Annotated in this window: 20 protein-coding genes and 1 riboswitch; of the genes, 17 read left to right on the top strand and 3 right to left on the bottom strand. The window is 42.9% G+C overall.

Annotated features, from left to right (window positions below):
• Positions 1–5: 5 nt before the first annotated feature.
• The 8 genes from ACSFXN_RS16525 (at position 6) to ACSFXN_RS16490 (ending at position 7,858) form a co-directional block, all read left to right on the top strand.
• Positions 6–1,349, top strand: coding sequence for a bifunctional metallophosphatase/5'-nucleotidase (locus ACSFXN_RS16525; RefSeq protein ID WP_437151216.1), 1,344 nt, complete (start codon positions 6–8; stop codon positions 1,347–1,349).
• Between the two features lie 70 nt (positions 1,350–1,419).
• Positions 1,420–1,602, top strand: a riboswitch (Lysine riboswitch).
• A gap of 112 nt (positions 1,603–1,714) precedes the next feature.
• Positions 1,715–3,292, top strand: a complete 1,578-nt coding sequence (locus ACSFXN_RS16520; RefSeq protein ID WP_437151215.1) for a Na+/H+ antiporter NhaC family protein — start codon at positions 1,715–1,717, stop codon at positions 3,290–3,292.
• 193 nt (positions 3,293–3,485) lie between these two features.
• On the top strand, positions 3,486–5,006 hold the full coding sequence (locus ACSFXN_RS16515; protein WP_437151214.1) for a sodium-dependent transporter: 1,521 nt from the start codon (positions 3,486–3,488) through the stop codon (positions 5,004–5,006).
• Positions 5,007–5,020: 14 nt separating this feature from the next.
• The gene (locus ACSFXN_RS16510; RefSeq protein ID WP_437151212.1) at positions 5,021–5,143 is read left to right on the top strand and encodes a methionine/alanine import family NSS transporter small subunit; all 123 of its coding nucleotides are present in this window, start codon (positions 5,021–5,023) and stop codon (positions 5,141–5,143) included.
• A 155-nt stretch (positions 5,144–5,298) separates the two neighbouring features.
• Positions 5,299–6,222, top strand: coding sequence for a lipoyl synthase (lipA, locus tag ACSFXN_RS16505; protein WP_437151210.1), 924 nt, complete (start codon positions 5,299–5,301; stop codon positions 6,220–6,222).
• A gap of 15 nt (positions 6,223–6,237) precedes the next feature.
• Complete coding sequence (locus ACSFXN_RS16500) at positions 6,238–6,564, top strand: YutD family protein (protein ID WP_300992107.1); 327 nt, start codon at positions 6,238–6,240, stop codon at positions 6,562–6,564.
• Positions 6,565–6,648: 84 nt separating this feature from the next.
• Positions 6,649–7,107, top strand: a complete 459-nt coding sequence (locus tag ACSFXN_RS16495) for a DUF86 domain-containing protein (protein ID WP_437151209.1) — start codon at positions 6,649–6,651, stop codon at positions 7,105–7,107.
• Positions 7,094–7,858, top strand: a complete 765-nt coding sequence (locus ACSFXN_RS16490; RefSeq protein ID WP_437151207.1) for a TIGR01457 family HAD-type hydrolase — start codon at positions 7,094–7,096, stop codon at positions 7,856–7,858. Before ACSFXN_RS16495 ends, ACSFXN_RS16490 begins: the two co-directional genes overlap by 14 nt.
• A gap of 19 nt (positions 7,859–7,877) precedes the next feature.
• On the opposite strand, the gene ACSFXN_RS16485 is transcribed toward ACSFXN_RS16490, so the two are convergent.
• The gene (locus ACSFXN_RS16485) at positions 7,878–8,114 is read right to left on the bottom strand and encodes a YuzB family protein (protein ID WP_300992112.1); all 237 of its coding nucleotides are present in this window, start codon (positions 8,112–8,114) and stop codon (positions 7,878–7,880) included.
• Between the two features lie 151 nt (positions 8,115–8,265).
• On the opposite strand from ACSFXN_RS16485, the gene ACSFXN_RS16480 reads away from it, so the two are divergent.
• A complete protein-coding gene (locus ACSFXN_RS16480; protein WP_437151204.1) occupies positions 8,266–9,333 on the top strand; it encodes an NAD(P)/FAD-dependent oxidoreductase in 1,068 nt (355 codons plus the stop codon).
• A gap of 698 nt (positions 9,334–10,031) precedes the next feature.
• A complete protein-coding gene (locus ACSFXN_RS16475) occupies positions 10,032–11,354 on the top strand; it encodes an MFS transporter (protein ID WP_437151203.1) in 1,323 nt (440 codons plus the stop codon).
• Between the two features lie 341 nt (positions 11,355–11,695).
• On the opposite strand, the gene ACSFXN_RS16470 is transcribed toward ACSFXN_RS16475, so the two are convergent.
• A complete protein-coding gene (locus ACSFXN_RS16470; protein WP_437151202.1) occupies positions 11,696–12,022 on the bottom strand; it encodes a YuzD family protein in 327 nt (108 codons plus the stop codon).
• 82 nt (positions 12,023–12,104) lie between these two features.
• Here ACSFXN_RS16470 and ACSFXN_RS16465 point away from each other — a divergent pair, with 82 nt between their 5' ends.
• The 6 genes from ACSFXN_RS16465 to ACSFXN_RS16440 all read left to right on the top strand — a co-directional run bounded on the left by ACSFXN_RS16465 (position 12,105) and on the right by ACSFXN_RS16440 (position 15,929).
• Positions 12,105–12,341 carry a NifU family protein gene (locus tag ACSFXN_RS16465; RefSeq protein WP_300992117.1) on the top strand — a complete coding sequence of 79 codons (237 nt, stop codon included), beginning with the start codon at positions 12,105–12,107 and terminating at the stop codon, positions 12,339–12,341.
• Positions 12,342–12,460: 119 nt separating this feature from the next.
• Entirely contained in the window at positions 12,461–12,823 is a 363-nt protein-coding gene (locus ACSFXN_RS16460; protein ID WP_437151200.1) for a HesB/IscA family protein, read from the top strand.
• Positions 12,824–13,145: 322 nt separating this feature from the next.
• Positions 13,146–14,360, top strand: coding sequence for an NAD(P)/FAD-dependent oxidoreductase (locus ACSFXN_RS16455; protein ID WP_437151395.1), 1,215 nt, complete (start codon positions 13,146–13,148; stop codon positions 14,358–14,360).
• 55 nt (positions 14,361–14,415) lie between these two features.
• Positions 14,416–14,913, top strand: coding sequence for an NUDIX domain-containing protein (locus ACSFXN_RS16450; protein WP_437151199.1), 498 nt, complete (start codon positions 14,416–14,418; stop codon positions 14,911–14,913).
• A 142-nt stretch (positions 14,914–15,055) separates the two neighbouring features.
• Positions 15,056–15,181 carry a YuiA family protein gene (locus ACSFXN_RS16445; RefSeq protein WP_300992122.1) on the top strand — a complete coding sequence of 42 codons (126 nt, stop codon included), beginning with the start codon at positions 15,056–15,058 and terminating at the stop codon, positions 15,179–15,181.
• A gap of 418 nt (positions 15,182–15,599) precedes the next feature.
• Positions 15,600–15,929 carry a YuiB family protein gene (locus ACSFXN_RS16440; RefSeq protein ID WP_437151197.1) on the top strand — a complete coding sequence of 110 codons (330 nt, stop codon included), beginning with the start codon at positions 15,600–15,602 and terminating at the stop codon, positions 15,927–15,929.
• A 48-nt stretch (positions 15,930–15,977) separates the two neighbouring features.
• Here ACSFXN_RS16440 and ACSFXN_RS16435 read toward each other — a convergent pair whose 3' ends face one another.
• Positions 15,978–16,454: a divergent PAP2 family protein gene (locus tag ACSFXN_RS16435; RefSeq protein WP_437151196.1), complete on the bottom strand. Its 477-nt coding sequence runs from the start codon at positions 16,452–16,454 to the stop codon at positions 15,978–15,980.
• Between the two features lie 147 nt (positions 16,455–16,601).
• On the opposite strand from ACSFXN_RS16435, the gene ACSFXN_RS16430 reads away from it, so the two are divergent.
• The gene (locus tag ACSFXN_RS16430; protein WP_437151195.1) at positions 16,602–18,095 is read left to right on the top strand and encodes a leucyl aminopeptidase; all 1,494 of its coding nucleotides are present in this window, start codon (positions 16,602–16,604) and stop codon (positions 18,093–18,095) included.
• Positions 18,096–18,115: the final 20 nt, after the last annotated feature.

Below are 18,115 nucleotides of genomic sequence, written 5' to 3'. Positions count from 1 at the left end.
AAGTTATGGGTGAAACCATTCATATTTATCATACAAACGATTTGCATAGCCATTTTTCCAATTGGCCTCGCATCAAGAATTTATTGAGTGAACGAAAACGGTGGCATCAGGAAGAAGGAGATGTTTGTTTAATCCTTGATATCGGGGACCATGTTGACCGGTCTCATCCATACACTGAAGGGACTGCCGGAAAAGGCAACGTGGAGTTATTAAATGATGCTGAATACGATGCCGTGACAATAGGCAATAATGAAGGTATAACGCTGTCCAAAAAAGAATTGGAAGAATTATATGTGCAAGCGGATTTCGATGTAATTGTAGCTAATCTCTATGAGCCGGATGGCAAGCGCCCCGAATGGGCAAAACCTTACCAGCTGCTGAAAACTCAAGGGGGCTTAACGATTGGACTGGTCGGGGCAACGGCTGAGTTTACCCCTTTCTATAAGCGGCTGGGATGGACAATCACAGATGCCAAGGATGCCATTATAGAGGCTGTAGAAGCCATTAAAGATGAAGTGGACCTAATTGTCTGCCTTTCTCATCTTGGCGTGAAAGAAGATGAGTATTTGGCGGAACTATGCCCGGAAATTGATGTGATTCTGGGAGCCCATACGCATCACATTTTTCATGAAGGAAAACTAATCGGCGATACATTGCTCGGGGCGGCTGGCAAATTTGGCATGTATATTGGCCATGTAACGATTGAACCGGCCATTCATGAGAAAAAAGCCGAATTGATTGAAACGTCTTCGCTTCGTGGATCAGATGAAGACTTTAATGACATGCTCATCGAGCAAGGAAAATCACAATTGAATGAACCGGTCTTTTATAATGAAGATGAACTGAAAGCGGAATGGTTTAAAGATTCCCAGCTGGCCGAACTGTTCGGAGAAGCACTGCTGGAATTCTCTGGAGCTGATTGCGCCATATTCAATGCAGGATTGTTTATGGAAGACATGCCGGTCGGGGAAACGACCCGTTATGATTTCCATAAAATGCTGCCTCATCCGATCAATCCCTGCCTCATCAGTTTGACGGGCGCTGAATTGAAAGAAATCTACCAGCAGTCATTAAATGCGGAATGGCCCAATATCGAGCTGAAAGGCATGGGATTTCGGGGTGCGGTATTCGGCAATATCATCCGCATCAATCTTGAAATGAAAAACCATCAATTGTTCATTGGCGGAAAGTTGGCAGGACATAATGAAACTTTCCAGCTGGTCACATTGGACATGTTCACATTCGGGTATTTTTTCCCGTCGCTGAAACGCGCTCCGAAAAAGTATTTCATGCCCGAATTCCTGAGGGATGTATTTAGTCAATATTTCCGAAGCAAAGCTCTCAAATGAAAGAAAATTCAAAGTTAATATACATTTGATTTTGCAATAAGATTGGGCTATGCTTACAAAGAATTAAAAATTGATGGGTAGAGGCTGCAAAACTTATAAGTCCGATGTGCGAGTGTGACAACGTTGAACACATCCAAAAGGAAGTTTTGCCGAAGTTCTTTTTTTGCTGTCACTGAAAAAAGAGCTGGGGGTATTCTGAACAAGAATGCCACTGTCGTTTATGATGAATCATAGGCGAAGAGCTACAGGGTTGTTTGATGTTTTGAAGCACAGACGAATTGTAGAAAGCTGACTGTACCCAGTAGGGACACGGTCAGCTTTTTTTCTTTCTCTTCCATCCTAAAAAAACAGGAGGGATCATTACCATGGAAAATACAGTTTTTTCGATTTTGCCGCCAATCATCGCGATTGTTATGGTGTTGCTGACTCGCCGTGTGCTATTGTCACTCGGAGCAGGAATCGTAGCAGGGGCGTTGATTCTGACTTCTTTTGCACCGCTGGAAGCGCTGCAGGAATTGTTTAACTCATTCGCTATCACTTTTTGGGACGAAGGCTTTAACGCTTATAATGTTTACATTATTTTATTCCTCTTCTTATTGGGGATTATTACTGCATTTGTCAGCTTGTCAGGAGGCAGTCTTGCTTTCGCGGAATGGGCATCTAAGCGCATCAAATCAAGAAGAGGCGCAAAAGTCCTTACAGTAATTCTCGGTATGATCATTTTTATCGATGATTATTTTAATGCTTTGGCTGTAGGGCAAGTCGCTAAACCGATTACAGACCGTTATAGAGTATCACGCGCGAAACTTGCATATTTCATCGATTCGACAGCTGCACCGGTTTGTGTAATTTCTCCAGTATCCAGCTGGGGGGCGGCGATTATCGGAATCATCGCAACTATTTTGGCTGAGCAGACATATGTCCAATCTTCAGCTCTTGAGGCATTTGTCTTAATGGCGCCTATGAACTTTTATGCAATTGCCACTTTGGCTATCGTCTTTTTCGTAGCAATTCGTGATGTGGACTTTGGAGCCATGAAAAAGCATGAGACTCTGGCAATCGTCGACGGCCAACTATTTAATCCAAACAAAGTTATACCTGGTGAAATGAAAGAAGAATTCCCAACCCACTCACACGGACGTGTCCAAGATTTACTGTTGCCAATTTTATTATTGGTTGTTGGAACAATCGGGGCGATGATTTGGACCGGGTACCAAAATGCTGGTCAAGTTGCTGATATCTGGTTGATTTTTGAAAATACAGATGTTCCGGCTTCGCTGATGACCGGTGGGCTTCTAGGAGCGTTTACTTCAATTGTCCTTTATGTACTTCAGATGAAACGTAATGAAACGGCGAACGCGACTTGGGTCGGAAAAGGGGTTATTGCTGGGATCAAATCCATGGCAGGCGCCGTTTTCATCCTGATTTTCGCTTGGTCATTAAGTTATTTAATAGGAGCACTTGAAACCGGAATTTATCTTTCGGAGATTGTTACGGAAAACAATGTTCCAATAGAAATTCTGCCGGTCCTGTTATTTATTCTGGCAGGGGTTATGGCATTCTCAACAGGCACTTCCTGGGGCTCATTCGGCATCCTCTTGCCGATTGCAGGGAACATCATGGCTCAAGCTGCACCTGAGCTCTTATTGCCGGCATTATCTGCGGTTCTCGCTGGAGCGGTATTTGGTGATCACTGTTCACCAATTTCTGATACGACTATTCTGTCTTCAACAGGGGCAGGGAGCAATCACATGGACCATGTACTGACGCAGCTTCCGTATGCTTTGACAGCTGCGGGCATCGCCGCTATAGGGTATATTATCATAGGTTTTACTGGATCTCTCTTATTTTCTTTAGGTGCAGTTATCATTATTCTTTTGATATTATTCCTTGTATGGTCTCGGAGAACCACAATTCTTGAAAAGCGCGTTAAACTCCAATGATTCAAGAAGCAGAGAACCTTGTTCTCTGCTTTTTTGTTATTGAAGTAATAGCTTTATGTAAAAACTTTGCTGAATTATCTTTACTTTGAACATTCCCCTCGTTATACTATTTTTAGATTAGTAAATAATCTGAATATAAACAAACTTCCTATTTTTCTGGAAAGAGGATGGAAGAAAACAAGGAGGAAGGTAAATGGAACGTTCGCAATGGGGTACGCGCGCCGGTTTTGTTATGGCGGCAGTGGGATCGGCTGTAGGTCTAGGGAATATTTGGCGTTTTCCTTATGTGGCCTATGAAAATGGTGGAGGAGCATTCTTTATACCGTACTTATTCGCTCTGTTAACTGCAGGGATACCCATTTTAATCATGGAATTCACTATTGGCCACAAATATCGGGGTTCTGCGCCGTTGTCATTCTTTAGAATGAGCGGCAAAAAGCTGGAATGGATGGGCTGGTGGGCAATTTTTGTTTCCTTTGTCATTTCCACTTATTACGCGGTCATTATCGCCTGGTCCATGCGTTACACAATTTTTTCATTCAACCAGGCATGGGGAAGCGACACGGAAGCTTTCCTGTTTAATGATTTCCTTCAATTGACCGTTACACCTGGCCAGACTGGCGGAATTGTATGGGGTGTACTTATTCCGCTGGCGCTTGTATGGATTATTACACTGGGCATTTTGTTCGCTGGAGTCAAAAAAGGGATTGAGCTGGCGAACCGGATTTTCATTCCAACATTAGTGGTCATTTTCCTTGTTGTGGTAATACGTGCTGTCACTCTTGATGGAGCCTCTCTTGGACTTGATGCATTTTTTAAACCGAATTTTGATGCTATTATGAATCCGCAGGTTTGGGTAGCGGCTTACGGACACATTTTCTTCAGTTTATCGGTAGCTTTTGCCATTATGATCACTTACGCAAGTTACTTGCCGAAAAAATCGGATATCACAAACAATGCGTTCATTACTGGATTTGCGAACTCGGCTTTTGAATTATTAGCCGGTATCGGTGTATTTGCTGCACTAGGCTTCATGGCGAACCAGCAGGGTGTTGCAGTGGCAGACGTTGCTGCAGCAGGTGTTGGACTGGCATTCGTTGTATTTCCACAAATCATCAATGAATTCCCTGGCTTTAACGGACTGTTCGGGGCATTATTCTTCCTTTCGTTAACGCTTGCCGGATTAACTTCATTGATTTCGATTACGGAGACGTATGTAGCTGGTTTTTCTGAGAAATTTGGAATTTCAAGAAATAAAGCGGTTGCATTAGGTGGTGGGTTAGCAGCTGTTCTTTCAATTTTGTTTGCAACACAAGGCGGATTGTTTTTCCTCGACGTTGCCGATTACTTCATCAACCAATTCGGAGTGGCGGCTATTGGTTTAGTGGAAGTGGTCTTGATTGTTTGGGTGTTCCGCAAAGCAGATTTGCTTAAAGGCCATGCGAACGCCATCTCGGATATTCGTCTTGGCGGCTGGTGGAAGATATGCCTAGGGATTGTCACTCCAATCGTTTTGGGCTATATGATGTTCGGCTTGTTCAAAACGAATCTTCTTAAAGAGTTTGATACTGAGACGGGGAACTATGAGGGCTATTCAGATACATTCATCATGTTTGGTGGCACAGCGGTAGCACTTGGGGCCGTTGTATTCGGAATTCTCTTCTCGCTTGGAAAATGGCATAAAGACCATGCCGAATTCGACGAAAATAAATAAAGGGGGACCACACTATGTCAACTAGCGCGATTGTCGTTATGATTATTGGAATGGTCATCATTTGGGGCGGTTTGGCCGCAAGTATTATGCATGCAGTCAGCAAAAGCAGAGCAAATAAAGCAAGAGGAAACGCTTAAAAATTTCAGCCCGGAAGCATAAACGCTTCCGGGTTTTTATATGTCGGTATTGCCATATGGGAAATTTTGCTATGTTGTGGGCAGTGAATCTTTATGGTACATTTGGAAGGGAAGAATAATCATACATAAAGCTGAATAGAATGGGGACGATGCGCGTGTCAGTCAAACAGGAACATCTAAGAAAGCCCGATTGGTTAAAGATTAAGCTTAATACAAATGAGAACTACACAGATTTGAAGAAAATGATGCGGGAAAATAATCTGAATACCGTTTGTGAAGAAGCGAAATGCCCGAATATCCACGAGTGCTGGGGTACCCGCAGGACTGCTACGTTTATGATTTTGGGAGCGGTATGCACCCGGGCTTGCCGATTCTGTGCAGTTAAGACTGGATTGCCGAATGAATTGGACTTGCAAGAGCCGGAACGCGTAGCGAAGTCTGTGCAATTGATGAACTTAAAGCATACGGTAATTACCGCAGTGGCCCGGGACGATTTGAAAGACGGCGGATCGGAAGTGTTTGCTGAAACTGTGCGTGCCATCAAACGTTTAAATCCATTTACAACAGTGGAAGTCCTGCCTTCTGATATGGGCGGTGTGTATGAAAATCTGGAACGCTTAATGCTTGCAGAACCTGATATTTTAAACCATAATATTGAAACAGTGCGCCGGTTGACTCCAAGAGTCAGAGCCCGTGCCACTTATGATCGTTCTCTTGAACTTTTGAAGCGTGCTAAAGAAATTCGCCCGGAAATTCCGACGAAGTCATCGTTGATGCTTGGACTGGGTGAAACAAAAGAGGAAATTATCGAAGTGATGGACGATTTGCGCGCAAACGATGTTGATATCATGACGATTGGCCAGTACCTGCAGCCGTCCAAAAAGCATTTGCCGGTTCAGAAATACTATTCACCAAAAGAGTTTAAGGAACTGTGGGAAATTGCGATGACTAAAGGATTCTCGCATTGCCAAGCAGGCCCGCTTGTGCGGAGCAGCTACCATGCCGATGAACAAGTGAATGCAGCAGCAAAAGAGCGTCAACGTCTTGGGGATATACAAGCAGCTGTTTCTAACAGCTAATGGGTGGTGACGAAGATGATTACATTAGATCAATGGGAATATGAAATCATAATCGATTATCGGGAGGGATTTCAACAAGAAGCATTAGCAAATCGCTACAGCGAAATCCTTGCGAAATACGATTATATATTAGGCGACTGGGGCTATGGGCAACTGCGCTTAAAAGGTTTCTTTGAAGATTCCAACCATAAAGCAACATATGATACAAAAATCAGCACCTTGCAGGATTATTTATATGAATACTGCAATTTTGGCTGCGCTTATTTTGTCATTAAAAAGACCGGCAAAGCGCCAGCTCCGGTTGAAGAGCAGCAAACGGAAACCCTCGAGACAGATTCATAATCTGGCGAGGGTTTTTTCATGCCTATATGATATGATAAAGAAGAGAAAAATTGAATTAAGCATTCGTTTAATGGAGGGTTTTAGATGTATTTTATTGATAGAAATAAAATTACAGAGACAGTAGCTTATATGTCTTCACTGGTGGAATTATATGAAGAAAAGAAGGAATGGTCTACTTTAGTCGATCAGCTGGCATTGGAACGCCTGGCAAATAATATCATCGAATCAATCATTGATGTAGGAAATTCGATGATTGATGGTTTTATAATGCGTGATCCGGGAAGTTATGAAGATATCATAGACATCTTGGTTGATGAAAAAGTCATTACTGCAGAAATGGATGAACCATTGAAACAAGTAGTCGAATTGCGGAAGATGCTGGTGCGTGAATTCATGAAAGTGGACCATGAGGAACTAGTAACTGTAATCGGTGACCGCCTTGAATCTTTAAAGGATTTTGGACCGAAAGTCGAATATTATTTAGAACATGAACTGGGACCAGTCTCAGCATTTCTGCCGGAGTCTAAAAATGAAAGATTATAAAGCTTATTGCCTGGATTTGGATGGAACGGTTTACCGGGGGACAGAGCCGGTTACGGAAGCGGCAGCATTTGTCCACAGGCTGCAGTTAAAAGGCATTGAGCCGTTTTTTGTGACAAACAATGCGTCGATGACACAACAGCAGTTGAATCAAAAGCTTGCCCGCTTTGGCATTGAGACAACGGAATCCCAGATCATGTCTTCCGCTATTGCTGCTGCTAAATACATCAAGCGCTGGTATCCAAACAGAAGCGTCTTTATGATTGGCTCTGATGGACTCAGCCAGGCATTGGAGCAAGAAGGCATCTCGCGTGTTGAAAAAGATGCAGATATTGTGGTAATGGGCATCGATCCGAATGTGAATTATGATAAACTGGCGACTGCTTGCCTGGAAGTTCGAAAAGGAGCGGTATTCATATCCACGAACCGTGATTTGGCCTTTCCATCAGAAAGAGGATTGGTGCCGGGGAACGGAGCATTTACCACACTCGTTTCCGTTTCTACCGGAGTGGAGCCTATATATATCGGCAAACCGGAAGGGCATATGCTTGATGCCATCATGTATGAACATGATTTTGATAAAAGCGATATGGTCATGATCGGTGATAATTATGATACCGATATCTTGGCAGGCGTTCATTTTGAAATCGACACCGTCCATGTCAATACAGGAGTCACTCCAATGGAAGACGTCATAAAAAAAGACGTCCAGCCGACGCATGTGCTGGAACATCTAGGATTTTGGGACATATAAAAAGCCGTTTTCCAACGGCTTAAAATAAAGGATTTTCTTCTATAAATTCATAGACTTTCTGAGTTAATTCTTCAGGAGAATCGGCTTCTACGATTTCACCGTTAACGAGTGCGTACAGGGATTCTGAACATTTTGTGCAGTAGCTTAAGCAGCCATATTCCAATACGTCCAAGTTAGGGTCCCGTTCTAGTTTTTCAAAAGTCTCTTGTGATCCATTTGCGATATTGCTGATGCAAAACTCCACAATCGGTTTCATTTTGGTCACCTCACTACTACGAAATCCTACCTTTTTTTATAGCGTTAGTCAATTAATTGATTTCTATATAATAGCTTGTGAAAGTTATCACAATCGGCTATACTCGTATTTGAGAAATTGTGCAGATAAACGGATGAAAAGGGAGATTTTTATGCGAAAATTAGTTTTGCTTGGCGGAGGATATGGAAATATGCGGATATTGCTTCGCTTATTGCCAAATAACCTTCCATTGGATACGGAAATTATTTTAATCGATCGGACACCATTCCACAGCATGAAAACAGAGTTTTATGCACTCGCGGCAGGAACGGCATCAGACCATGAAGTGCGTGTGCCTTTCCCGGAAAGCGACCGTTTGAAATTGGTTCACGGCGAAATTGAGAAAATCGGTCTCGACGAAAAATGCGTTTTTATGGAAAACGGAGAGCGCATTGAATACGATGATCTGGTGATTGGATTAGGCTGTGAAGATAAATATCACAATGTGCCAGGCGCAGATGAATTTACGTACAGCATCCAGACCATCGGAAAAACTCGCGACACTTTCAATACGCTGTTGGGACTTCCGTCAGGAGCCATAGTGGGGGTTGTGGGAGCTGGCCTCAGCGGCATCGAATTAGCCAGTGAACTGCGTGAAAGCAGACAGGATCTTCAAATCAAACTGTTTGACCGAGGCCCGCGGATTTTGCGGGACTTCCCGGAACGATTGAGTAATTTCGTTAAAAAATGGTTCGACAAAAACAATGTGGAAGTGGTACCTAGCTCTAACATTACGAAAGTGGAACCTAATCTTCTCTATAACCATGAAGAAACCATCCCGGTGGATGCAGTTGTATGGACAGCGGGAATCCAGCCAGTGAAAGTGGTGCGCGAATTAGGTGTTGAAAGCGACAGCAGCGGACGCGTAGTCCTCAACCAATACCATCAAATACCAAACTATGAAAATGTATATGTAGTTGGAGATTGTGCTGCCTTGCCTATGGCGCCATCCGCACAGCTTGCTGAAGAACAAGCAGAACAAATCGTCAAAGTATTGAAATCGGTTTGGAGAAACGAACCGTTGCCTGAGAAGATGCCGGAAATCCAGCTTAAAGGATTCCTTGGATCGCTCGGCAAAAAACAAGGCTTTGCTTATTTAGCAGACCGGACAGTAACGGGCCGGATTGCCCGCTTAATGAAATCGGGCGTTTTGTGGATGTACAAATGGCATAATGGTTGAGAAGTGCCGTTAACCCAGTTGCATAAAGGAGTAACAGGGAATAATGAGGATTTCACAGCAGCTTGCACAATAGCCGCACGCAATTAAAGATTCTTGATTTGGAAGAGGCTGCCGGAACGAGTATGAACTTGTTCGGCGGCGTCTTTTTTTCTTCGTAATATGGGTATGGATGTTTTTATGTCGTCCGGGAATCCTCATGGCCCACTTTGTTCATAATCGTGCCGAGATCCACACCGCCATTATTCTATATATGCAGAAGAATTGCTTTTCCAATTCACCAAAACAATATGATTTTCGTAAAGACCTTAAAACACATTAGTGTTTAAGGTCTTTTATGTTATTAGGAGAAACCTATGGGATATCAGGCTTTAGGGCACCTGTACGGAAAAAACTGTAAAATTGTTGCGGAGTTTTCGTTGGAAAACTAACAATTAACACTCTAGAACTTAAGTGGCTTACCACGTAAAGTATTAATATAGTCTGAATTTTTAGGGAATAGCCCATGAAGTGGCGTTGAAGAACTAAAGAAAAAGGAGGCGGAGATATTTAAAGTTTTCCATTCTAATCCATGTATTGGCCATTAATCAGACGAAAGATTTATACGAAATCTCTTGCTGAATTTACCACGGTATTTTAGCTTGAACGTCTTTGTTAAGAGAAATTTGAAAGCGGATACATAAGGGAGCGGAGGGAAAGAAATGGATCAAACACACTCAATTACTGCCATTGAAAAAAGAACGGTTAAGAAAACAATGAAAAGGATTTTGCCGTTTATTTTACTTTTATATGCGGTTGCTTTTTTAGACAGGATCAACCTTGGATTTGCTGCCTTGGAGATGAATGCAGATTTAGCCTTAACAGCTGAAGTATTCGGTTTGTTATCCGGTTTGTTCTTTATCGGGTATTTCCTGTTTGAAGTTCCAAGCAATCTGATGTTAAAAAAGTTTGGTGCAAAACTATGGATTTCCCGGATTATGGTTACTTGGGGGATTATCGTCGTATTAACCGGGTTTGCACAATCAGCTGCGCATTTATACATATTACGCTTTTTACTTGGAGTGGCTGAAGCAGGTTTTACACCGGGGATTATTCTTTACTTAACGTATTGGTTCAGAGCACGTGAAAGAGGGAAAGCAACCGCTGTCTTTTTTGTTGCTTTGCCATTGAGTGCATTGATCGGTGCGCCACTGTCAACTTGGATCATCGATACTATTTCATGGGGTAATTTAGCCGGTTGGAGATGGATGTTCATTTTAGAAGGCATACCAGCTGTCCTATTGGGGATTGTCGTTCTGTTTTACATGACCAATAGACCTGCTGATGCCAAATGGTTAACGGTCGAAGAGAAAACATGGCTGGAAGGCGAATTGGAAAAAGAGAGAAAACTGAGTTCCCTGGTCAATAAAACTTCCCATCTTGCCATGTTGAAAGATTCGAAGGTTTGGAAGCTATCCCTCGTTAATATAGCGGGCTTCGTCGCTGTCAACGGGTTGGCCTATTGGATGCCAACGATTCTTAAATCTTTATCTTCATCTTCAACGACGAATATTCAAATTGGCTGGTTGGCCATGATTCCATCACTTATCGCCATTCCGGCAATTCTATTTGTCGGGTGGAATGCTGACAGAACAAATTCCTATAAAAAGCACTTGATTGGATGTATGTCAATTGCCATGATTGGGCTTATTGGTTGTGCGCTAGTACCGACTGCACCATTAATGGTGTTAATGTTATCAATCACCTCTGCAGGATTGTATGGAATATCGGGTTCTTTCTATGCGTATTTAACGTTCTTCTTTACGCAATCAACAGCACCTGCAGGCATCGCATTAGTAAGTTCACTTTCTGCAATGGGTGGTTTCATAGGACCGATGCTGCTGGGGGTTGTCGAGTTAAGAGAAGGCATGTTCGTAATTGCTGGCTTTATGCTTGTCAGTCTGATTACACTTTTTACATTGAAACTGGAGAAAAATCGTCAGAGCGATCCAGCAGCAAAGCAGCCTATTGAAGCTTCTAATTGAATTACCAGGCTCTTTTAAAAAATCAAGCAGTCTAAAAAGAGCAGAAAAGATAGAAAAAGCTGAACTTGATCAGACTGAATAAGGCATTAGCTCAGTCATGTTCACCTTATGTCTATGGGCGCTAACGTAAATAAATAATAGTATGGAGCACCAGACTGATTCGGTCGGGTGCTTTTCTGTTTCTGTGGAGGCAGAGAATAGGATGGAACAGAAACAGTTACTTATCGAAACCTATATAAAGACCTCTTTTTACTGCTGTTGAATCCGATTAAATTCCGCGACCTTGCAAAGGGCCGAATGGGCAAGGCATAATAAAAAGCGCTCAATTGAGCGCTTTATTATTATGCTTCTGCTTGAAAACCATGCTTTTCAAGTTCTTTGTAAACAGGTTTCAACTGAACGTAGCCTTCACCGACAACTTCGCCTTCAACCAGGACGAGTGGATAGAAAAATTCATCCTCCAGAATACGCTGTGCATAGTCTTTTTTATGCTCTTCGGTTTGGGGTTTCTCAATGTCGATATAGGTAATTGAAAATGGCTGGTCTTTGTATTTACGTGAAATAGCAGCTTCAAGCCATTCATACGTATCAATGGATGAAGGGGCATTGACACAGCTGGCGCAGATAACTTCAGTTCCGTAAACTTCGATCGATATTTCTTTCGGCATAGTGTGAACCTCCTGTAAATTCATTAGTGGCTTTTTCCTCTCAATCACATTATAATGATTATAATGAAAGGAGTCGATATAAATGACTGAAGCTATGATGGAAAGCCAAGTAATGGAAGTCCTAGATAAATTGCGTCCATTCCTTTTGCGTGACGGAGGAGACTGTGAACTCGTCGATATAGAGGATGGAATTGTTAAACTTCGTCTTCTTGGAGCTTGCGGAAGCTGCCCAAGTTCGACCATTACATTAAAAGCTGGAATTGAACGCGCGTTAATGGAAGAAATTCCTGGCGTTGTGGAAGTAGAACAAGTATTTTAATGCCAAGGGACCCATTTCAGGTCCCTTTTTTTGGTTCAAATAGATAAGCTCTAAGCAAGCTTGTTCACTTGAAGCAAGCAAAGGTTTATTGCTATGATGACAAAAGAGGAGTGATACGTATGACACAAGTAGTTGAGATTACTGAAGCAGCTTCTGTTCAAGTAAAAGAAATGATGCGCCACAACGAAGAGGAAGATTCTTTTCTTCGTGTAGCTGTAAAAGGCGGCGGCTGCAGCGGATTGACTTATGGCATGGGCTTTGAGAAAGAACAAGGGTCCGGCGATGATTTACTGGAGCAATTCGGCATCCGGATTTTAGTGGCGAGAGAAGATGCACCCATTTTAAAAGGTACAGTTGTCGATTATAAACAATCTTTGATGGGCGGCGGATTTACGATTGAAAATCCGAATGCGATCGCTTCGTGTGGTTGCGGTACTTCATTCCGGACTGCCCAGAAAGCAGGGACACCTGAAAACTGCTGATTATATTAACAGATTGGAACCAAAGCCTTCTCATTTTATTGAGAGGGCTTTTTAGTTGAAGTCCACTTATGTATTTTCATGGGCCTCCTAACGGACTGGTTTTACTTGAAATCAGCAGTCCAATGAAGTTAATTCCCTTTACTTGCAACTATCTGTAATAAATCCTTCACACTTTAGGTATAAACCTTTCTATCAGGGAATTGCCGGTTGAAAACAAGATGTAAAAGGGCTAGTATAGAGATTAGGAGTTTAAAGGAATAAAGACGACTCGTATTTATTATTTTTCCGATTAAAAAAATATTTGAAGGTGGTTGCGATTGTGGTGAAAAGACCGTCAATTTTAGTATTAGGAGCAGGTTATGGTGGATTAACTACTATAGTGAACTTGCAGAAAGTTCTCGGCACAGATGCCGCAGACATTACGTTGATCAATAAAAACGAATACCATTACGAAAGCACTTGGCTTCATGAAGCAGCTGCTGGAACGTTGCTTCCTGAGCAGGTCCGTTACGATATCAAAGATGTAATCGACAGCGTCAAAACGAAATTTGTCCAAGCGACAGTTGAAGCGATTGATGTAAAAGGCAAGAAAGTGACAACTGATAACGGCGTATTTACATATGACTATCTTGTAATCGCATTAGGATTCGAAGGAGAAACTTTCGGAATCCCAGGCCTTGACAAATACGCTCTTTCAATTGCCAACGTAAAAGCAGCGCGTTATATCCGCGAACACATTGAATTCCAATTCGCTAACTGGTCTGCAGAAGAAGACAAAGACGACAGCCGTTTGACCATCGTTGTTGGCGGAGCAGGATTTACAGGAATCGAATTCTTAGGGGAACTTGCAAACCGGGTACCGGAACTTTGCAAAGAGTTCGACGTACCGCGTGATAAAGTCCGTGTCGTTTGTGTTGAAGCTGCACCAATGGTCTTGCCAGGATTTGATCCTGAGCTTGTCAGCTACGCAGTCGGCAAACTTGAATCTAAAGGAATTGAATTCTCAATCGGAACTCCGGTTGTTGAAGCAACTCCTGAAGGCGTTAACATCAAAAAAGGCGATGATAACTTCGAGTTCATCAAAGCTGGCACTGTTGTTTGGGCTGCAGGTGTACGCGGAAGCAAACTGATTGAAGAGTCAGGCATTGAAAACATGCGTGCCCGCGTAAAAGTGGACAAAGATCTTCGTGCTCCTGGATTCTCGGATGTTTTCATCCTAGGGGATTGCGCGTTGATGATTAACGAAGAAACAAATCGCCCTTATCCGCCAACTGCACAGATTGCTATGCAGCAAGGTGAAGCAGTAGCGAAAAACATCAATGCTTTGATTAAAGGTGAAGACACACACGAGTTTGTCCCTGACTTAAAAGGAACTGTTTGTTCTTTAGGAGAAGATGATGCAATTGGCGTCGTATTCGGTAAAAAAGTGACAGGCAAACGTGCTTCATTCATGAAGAAAATGATCGACAACCGCGCCTTGTTCTTAGTAGGCGGAGCAGGTTTAGTCATGAAAAAAGGCAAGTTCAACGTTCTGTAATCAAAATCAAAAGCTCCCGCTTGCGGGGGCTTTTTTTGTTAAAGGAGAAGAGTTGATGACAAAACATAGACGGGGCAATATTTGGCTGGCAGCAGCCGGTTTAGTGACCAATTCACAAAAGCAATGGCTCGTAGTGAAAAAAAGATATGGCGGCTTGTATGGCAAGTGGTCTTTGCCAGCCGGCTTTGTGATGGCTAATGAAACCATTGACCAAGCAGCCATACGGGAAGTCAAAGAAGAAACAGGCATCGATTGTGCACTTCTTGGAATGATTGGCTTCCGTACTGGTGTCATAAGAGAAGAAATCAGCGACAACATGGCAATTTTTTTATTAACAGCGATTGATGAAAATCAACCGGTTACCGCACAGTTATCGGAATTGTATGAAGCGGCATGGCTGTCGCCAGATGAGCTGGCAAAAGATGATTCTGTATCCGTTATGCTGCAGGAAATGGTGAATTATGTTTTAGAGGAAGGTTTTCAAGAGATAGAAGATGTTAACCCGGGGGATGTTTTTGGCTATTCTACATATAAATTATTTTTCAAGAAATAGAGTATAGCAAAGGTAGAAGATGCATATGAAAGTAAAAAGGGGATGTATCCGTTTACATTTCCTTTTTCTATAGTTGCACAATGAAATCTTGCGTGATATATTATCAGAATATTACAAACAATAACAGGGGGAGGTGTTTCGAATGACATTTTTCAAAAAAGCATTACCTGCTAACAAATGCCCTTATTGTGCAGGCCAAGGCTACTTCCAATTGCGTTTGGGCGGTTCGGAAACGTGCTCCCACTGTTCAGGTTCTGGCAAGAAATAATTCCTTTAAAGGTGCTTGTGGAGGATGCTCCATAGGCATCTTTTTTGTTTGATTAAATAAGCATCTCCGCTTTTCTTGTCTAGCTGCAACGCCTAGCTCCTCGGGGTGTAAGTCGTTTCGGCTGTGCGGCTGAAGAAATGCCGCTTCGCCAAATCGTCTTACGCCTGTCGGAGCTGAACAGGCGCTTCCGCTTTTCTTGCTGTCCAGCTCCGTCGCCTAGTCCCTCGGGTCGCTTCGGTCTTGCCGGCAATGGCAAAGTTACGCCATTACCGGCAAGCCCTCCAGCGCCAGTCGGGACTAAACAGGCGTCTCCGCTTTTCGTTCAACATTTGACAAAGCGATGAATTCTGGTTTGCTTCGTTGAAAGCCTGTGGTATTTCGGGTAAACTGATGAAAGGAATATCGGAGGTTAGAGTTCATGAATACATCATTCAGTATTGTTCAATTAATAATTTCGGTTCTTTTGTTTTTCGTTATGTTTTTCGGCATCGGCTTTTTGCTGAATATGCTTTTGCGCATGACTTGGCTTATGGCAATCGTTTATCCGATTGTTGTATTGTTGATTATCGACGATGTCAGCTTTTTTGACTATTTCACTAATCCAGGTGAATCTTTTTCAATGCTGGGCGATACGCTGACTTCTTTGACTGGCAGTGATGTTGCGGTGTTGCTGGCTGGCTTTGCTGGTGCGATCACTTCCGGGATTGTGATGAAGGTTTTACGTAAAATGGGTTATCAAATGTTTTAAAAGCTTTAAAAAAATCCGCCAAACCGGAATACCGGTTTGGCGGATTTTTTATGTTAGCAGGCCATAAAAGAAAAAGGATATGGCAATGCCGGTGATGGCGCCTACTAGAACTTCACTTGGCTTATGGCCCAGCAAGGTCTTCAGTTCTTCTATTTTTTCTTCTTCTTTTTTCTGTGGCCATTTTCTTGTTTCGTCCATGAATATGTAGAAGTCATTCCGCATTTTATTGATCGTCAATGCTTGTTGTCCTGCCTGGAAACGGACACCCGTCGCATCGTACATAGTGATGACAGCAAACATAGTTGACACAGCGAAAATAGTGGAATCAACGCCGTGTTCAAAAGCCACAGCTGTAGTTAGGGAAGTGACGGCCGCAGAATGGGAACTTGGCATGCCTCCTGTTGACGTAAACAATTTCCATTCCAGTTTCCGGAATACAATGTACTGGATAGGTATCTTTACAAATTGGGCAAACAAAATGGCAAACAGCGCAATCATAAGAGGCAAGTTAGAGAAAATCTCCATGACTTCACAACCTTTCAAAACGGTATATTTTGTTAGTATAGCATAATCATTAACCACTTTTTAAACAAACTATTTCGAAAACCGAACTACTCGATAATTGAGTTACATGATAAACTTAGAAGGAAAGCCAAAAAGAGGAGGATCTTAATGGAACTTATCGTACAAAGTGATGCAGCAAATGTTGAAGCAGAAATCTTAGTGGTTGGCTTGAGCCGCCATCCGGAAAATAGTAAAGGATGGAGCGAGTTTTCAGGACGTTTTAACGGCAAGCTGGAAGAATGGACCAAAAAAGATTTGTCTTTTGACTCCAACTCTTTGGTCATTTATCCAACTCTGTCAGGCGCTATTCCACGAGTGCTTTTCGTCGGGTTGAATGACCGGAAAAAACTGACGGAAGACGATTTGCGAATTTCTTTCGGACAAGTCGGCAAAGAGCTGCTAAAGAAAAAAATCAAGCATGCAGCCATCTATTTGGATTCTTTCCAGAATGACAACATTGCAGTAGAAGACGCAGCATACCTGGCTGCTGAAGGCATCACAATGGGGGCATACCGTTTTGATGATTATAAAACTTCATCCAATGAAGCCGAAGTTTCACTCCAGTCATTAAGCATTATGACTGCTGAGGATGCTGAAGAGATTCAGGCATCCGCATTTATCGGCCAAGTATTCGGCGAATCGGTCAATGAAGCACGGACGCTTGTAAATATGCCTGGCAATCTTTTGACTGCTACGGCACTAGCTGATTATGCAAAAGAATTGGGAGAAACTTATGGCTTTGAAACGGATATCTTGGGCAAAGAGGAACTTGAAGAATTGGGCATGGGCGCAATTCTAGCAGTCAACCAGGGATCGGTTGAAGAACCGCGGTTGATTGTTTTGAAATACAAAGCGACTGACAGTTTTGACAACCCGCTGGCACTTGTCGGAAAAGGGATTACATTTGATACGGGCGGCTATTCATTAAAACCGAAAGACGGAATTGTCGGGATGAAAGGTGATATGGGCGGAGCTGCTGCAGTGCTTGGCGCAATGAAAGTGATCGGCGAACTGAAGCCGGAAAAAAATGTTGTCGCTGTCATTGCATCTACGGACAATATGATATCCGGCAATGCCTTCAAGCCGGATGATGTTATTACATCACTCAGCGGCAAGACGATTGAAATCTTGAATACCGATGCTGAAGGCCGTTTGGTACTGGCTGATTCTGTAACGTACGCGAAACAGCTGGGAGCCACGCATATTATTGATGTAGCCACATTAACTGGCGGAGTGATTGTGGCTCTGGGGAATGACAAAACAGGAGCTTTAACAAACGACGAAGCCTTTTTTGAAACCTTTATGAAAGCTGCGCTGGAAACAGGGGAGTTTGTCTGGAGATTGCCGCTGACAGAACGAGACAAAAAACGCATCCGCAAAAGCGATGTTGCAGATTTGAATAATTCACCTGGCCGTGACGGCCATATGATTTTCGGCGGCGGCTTTGTAGGGGAGTTTGCTGAAAATACCCCGTGGATCCATCTGGATATAGCGGGAACTTCCCATGCTGCGTCCAGCCACGATTTAGGCCCGCAAGGCGGCACTGGAGCGATGGTCCGGACGCTTGCCATGATGGTTGAAAGAATGGCAGAAGGACAATAAAACAAAAAAACAAGCCATCA

Source organism: Planococcus sp. 1R117A, from assembly GCF_051417975.1.
GTDB classification, from domain to species: domain Bacteria; phylum Bacillota; class Bacilli; order Bacillales_A; family Planococcaceae; genus Planococcus; species Planococcus shenhongbingii.
This window is presented reverse-complemented; position numbering and strand designations above follow the sequence as displayed.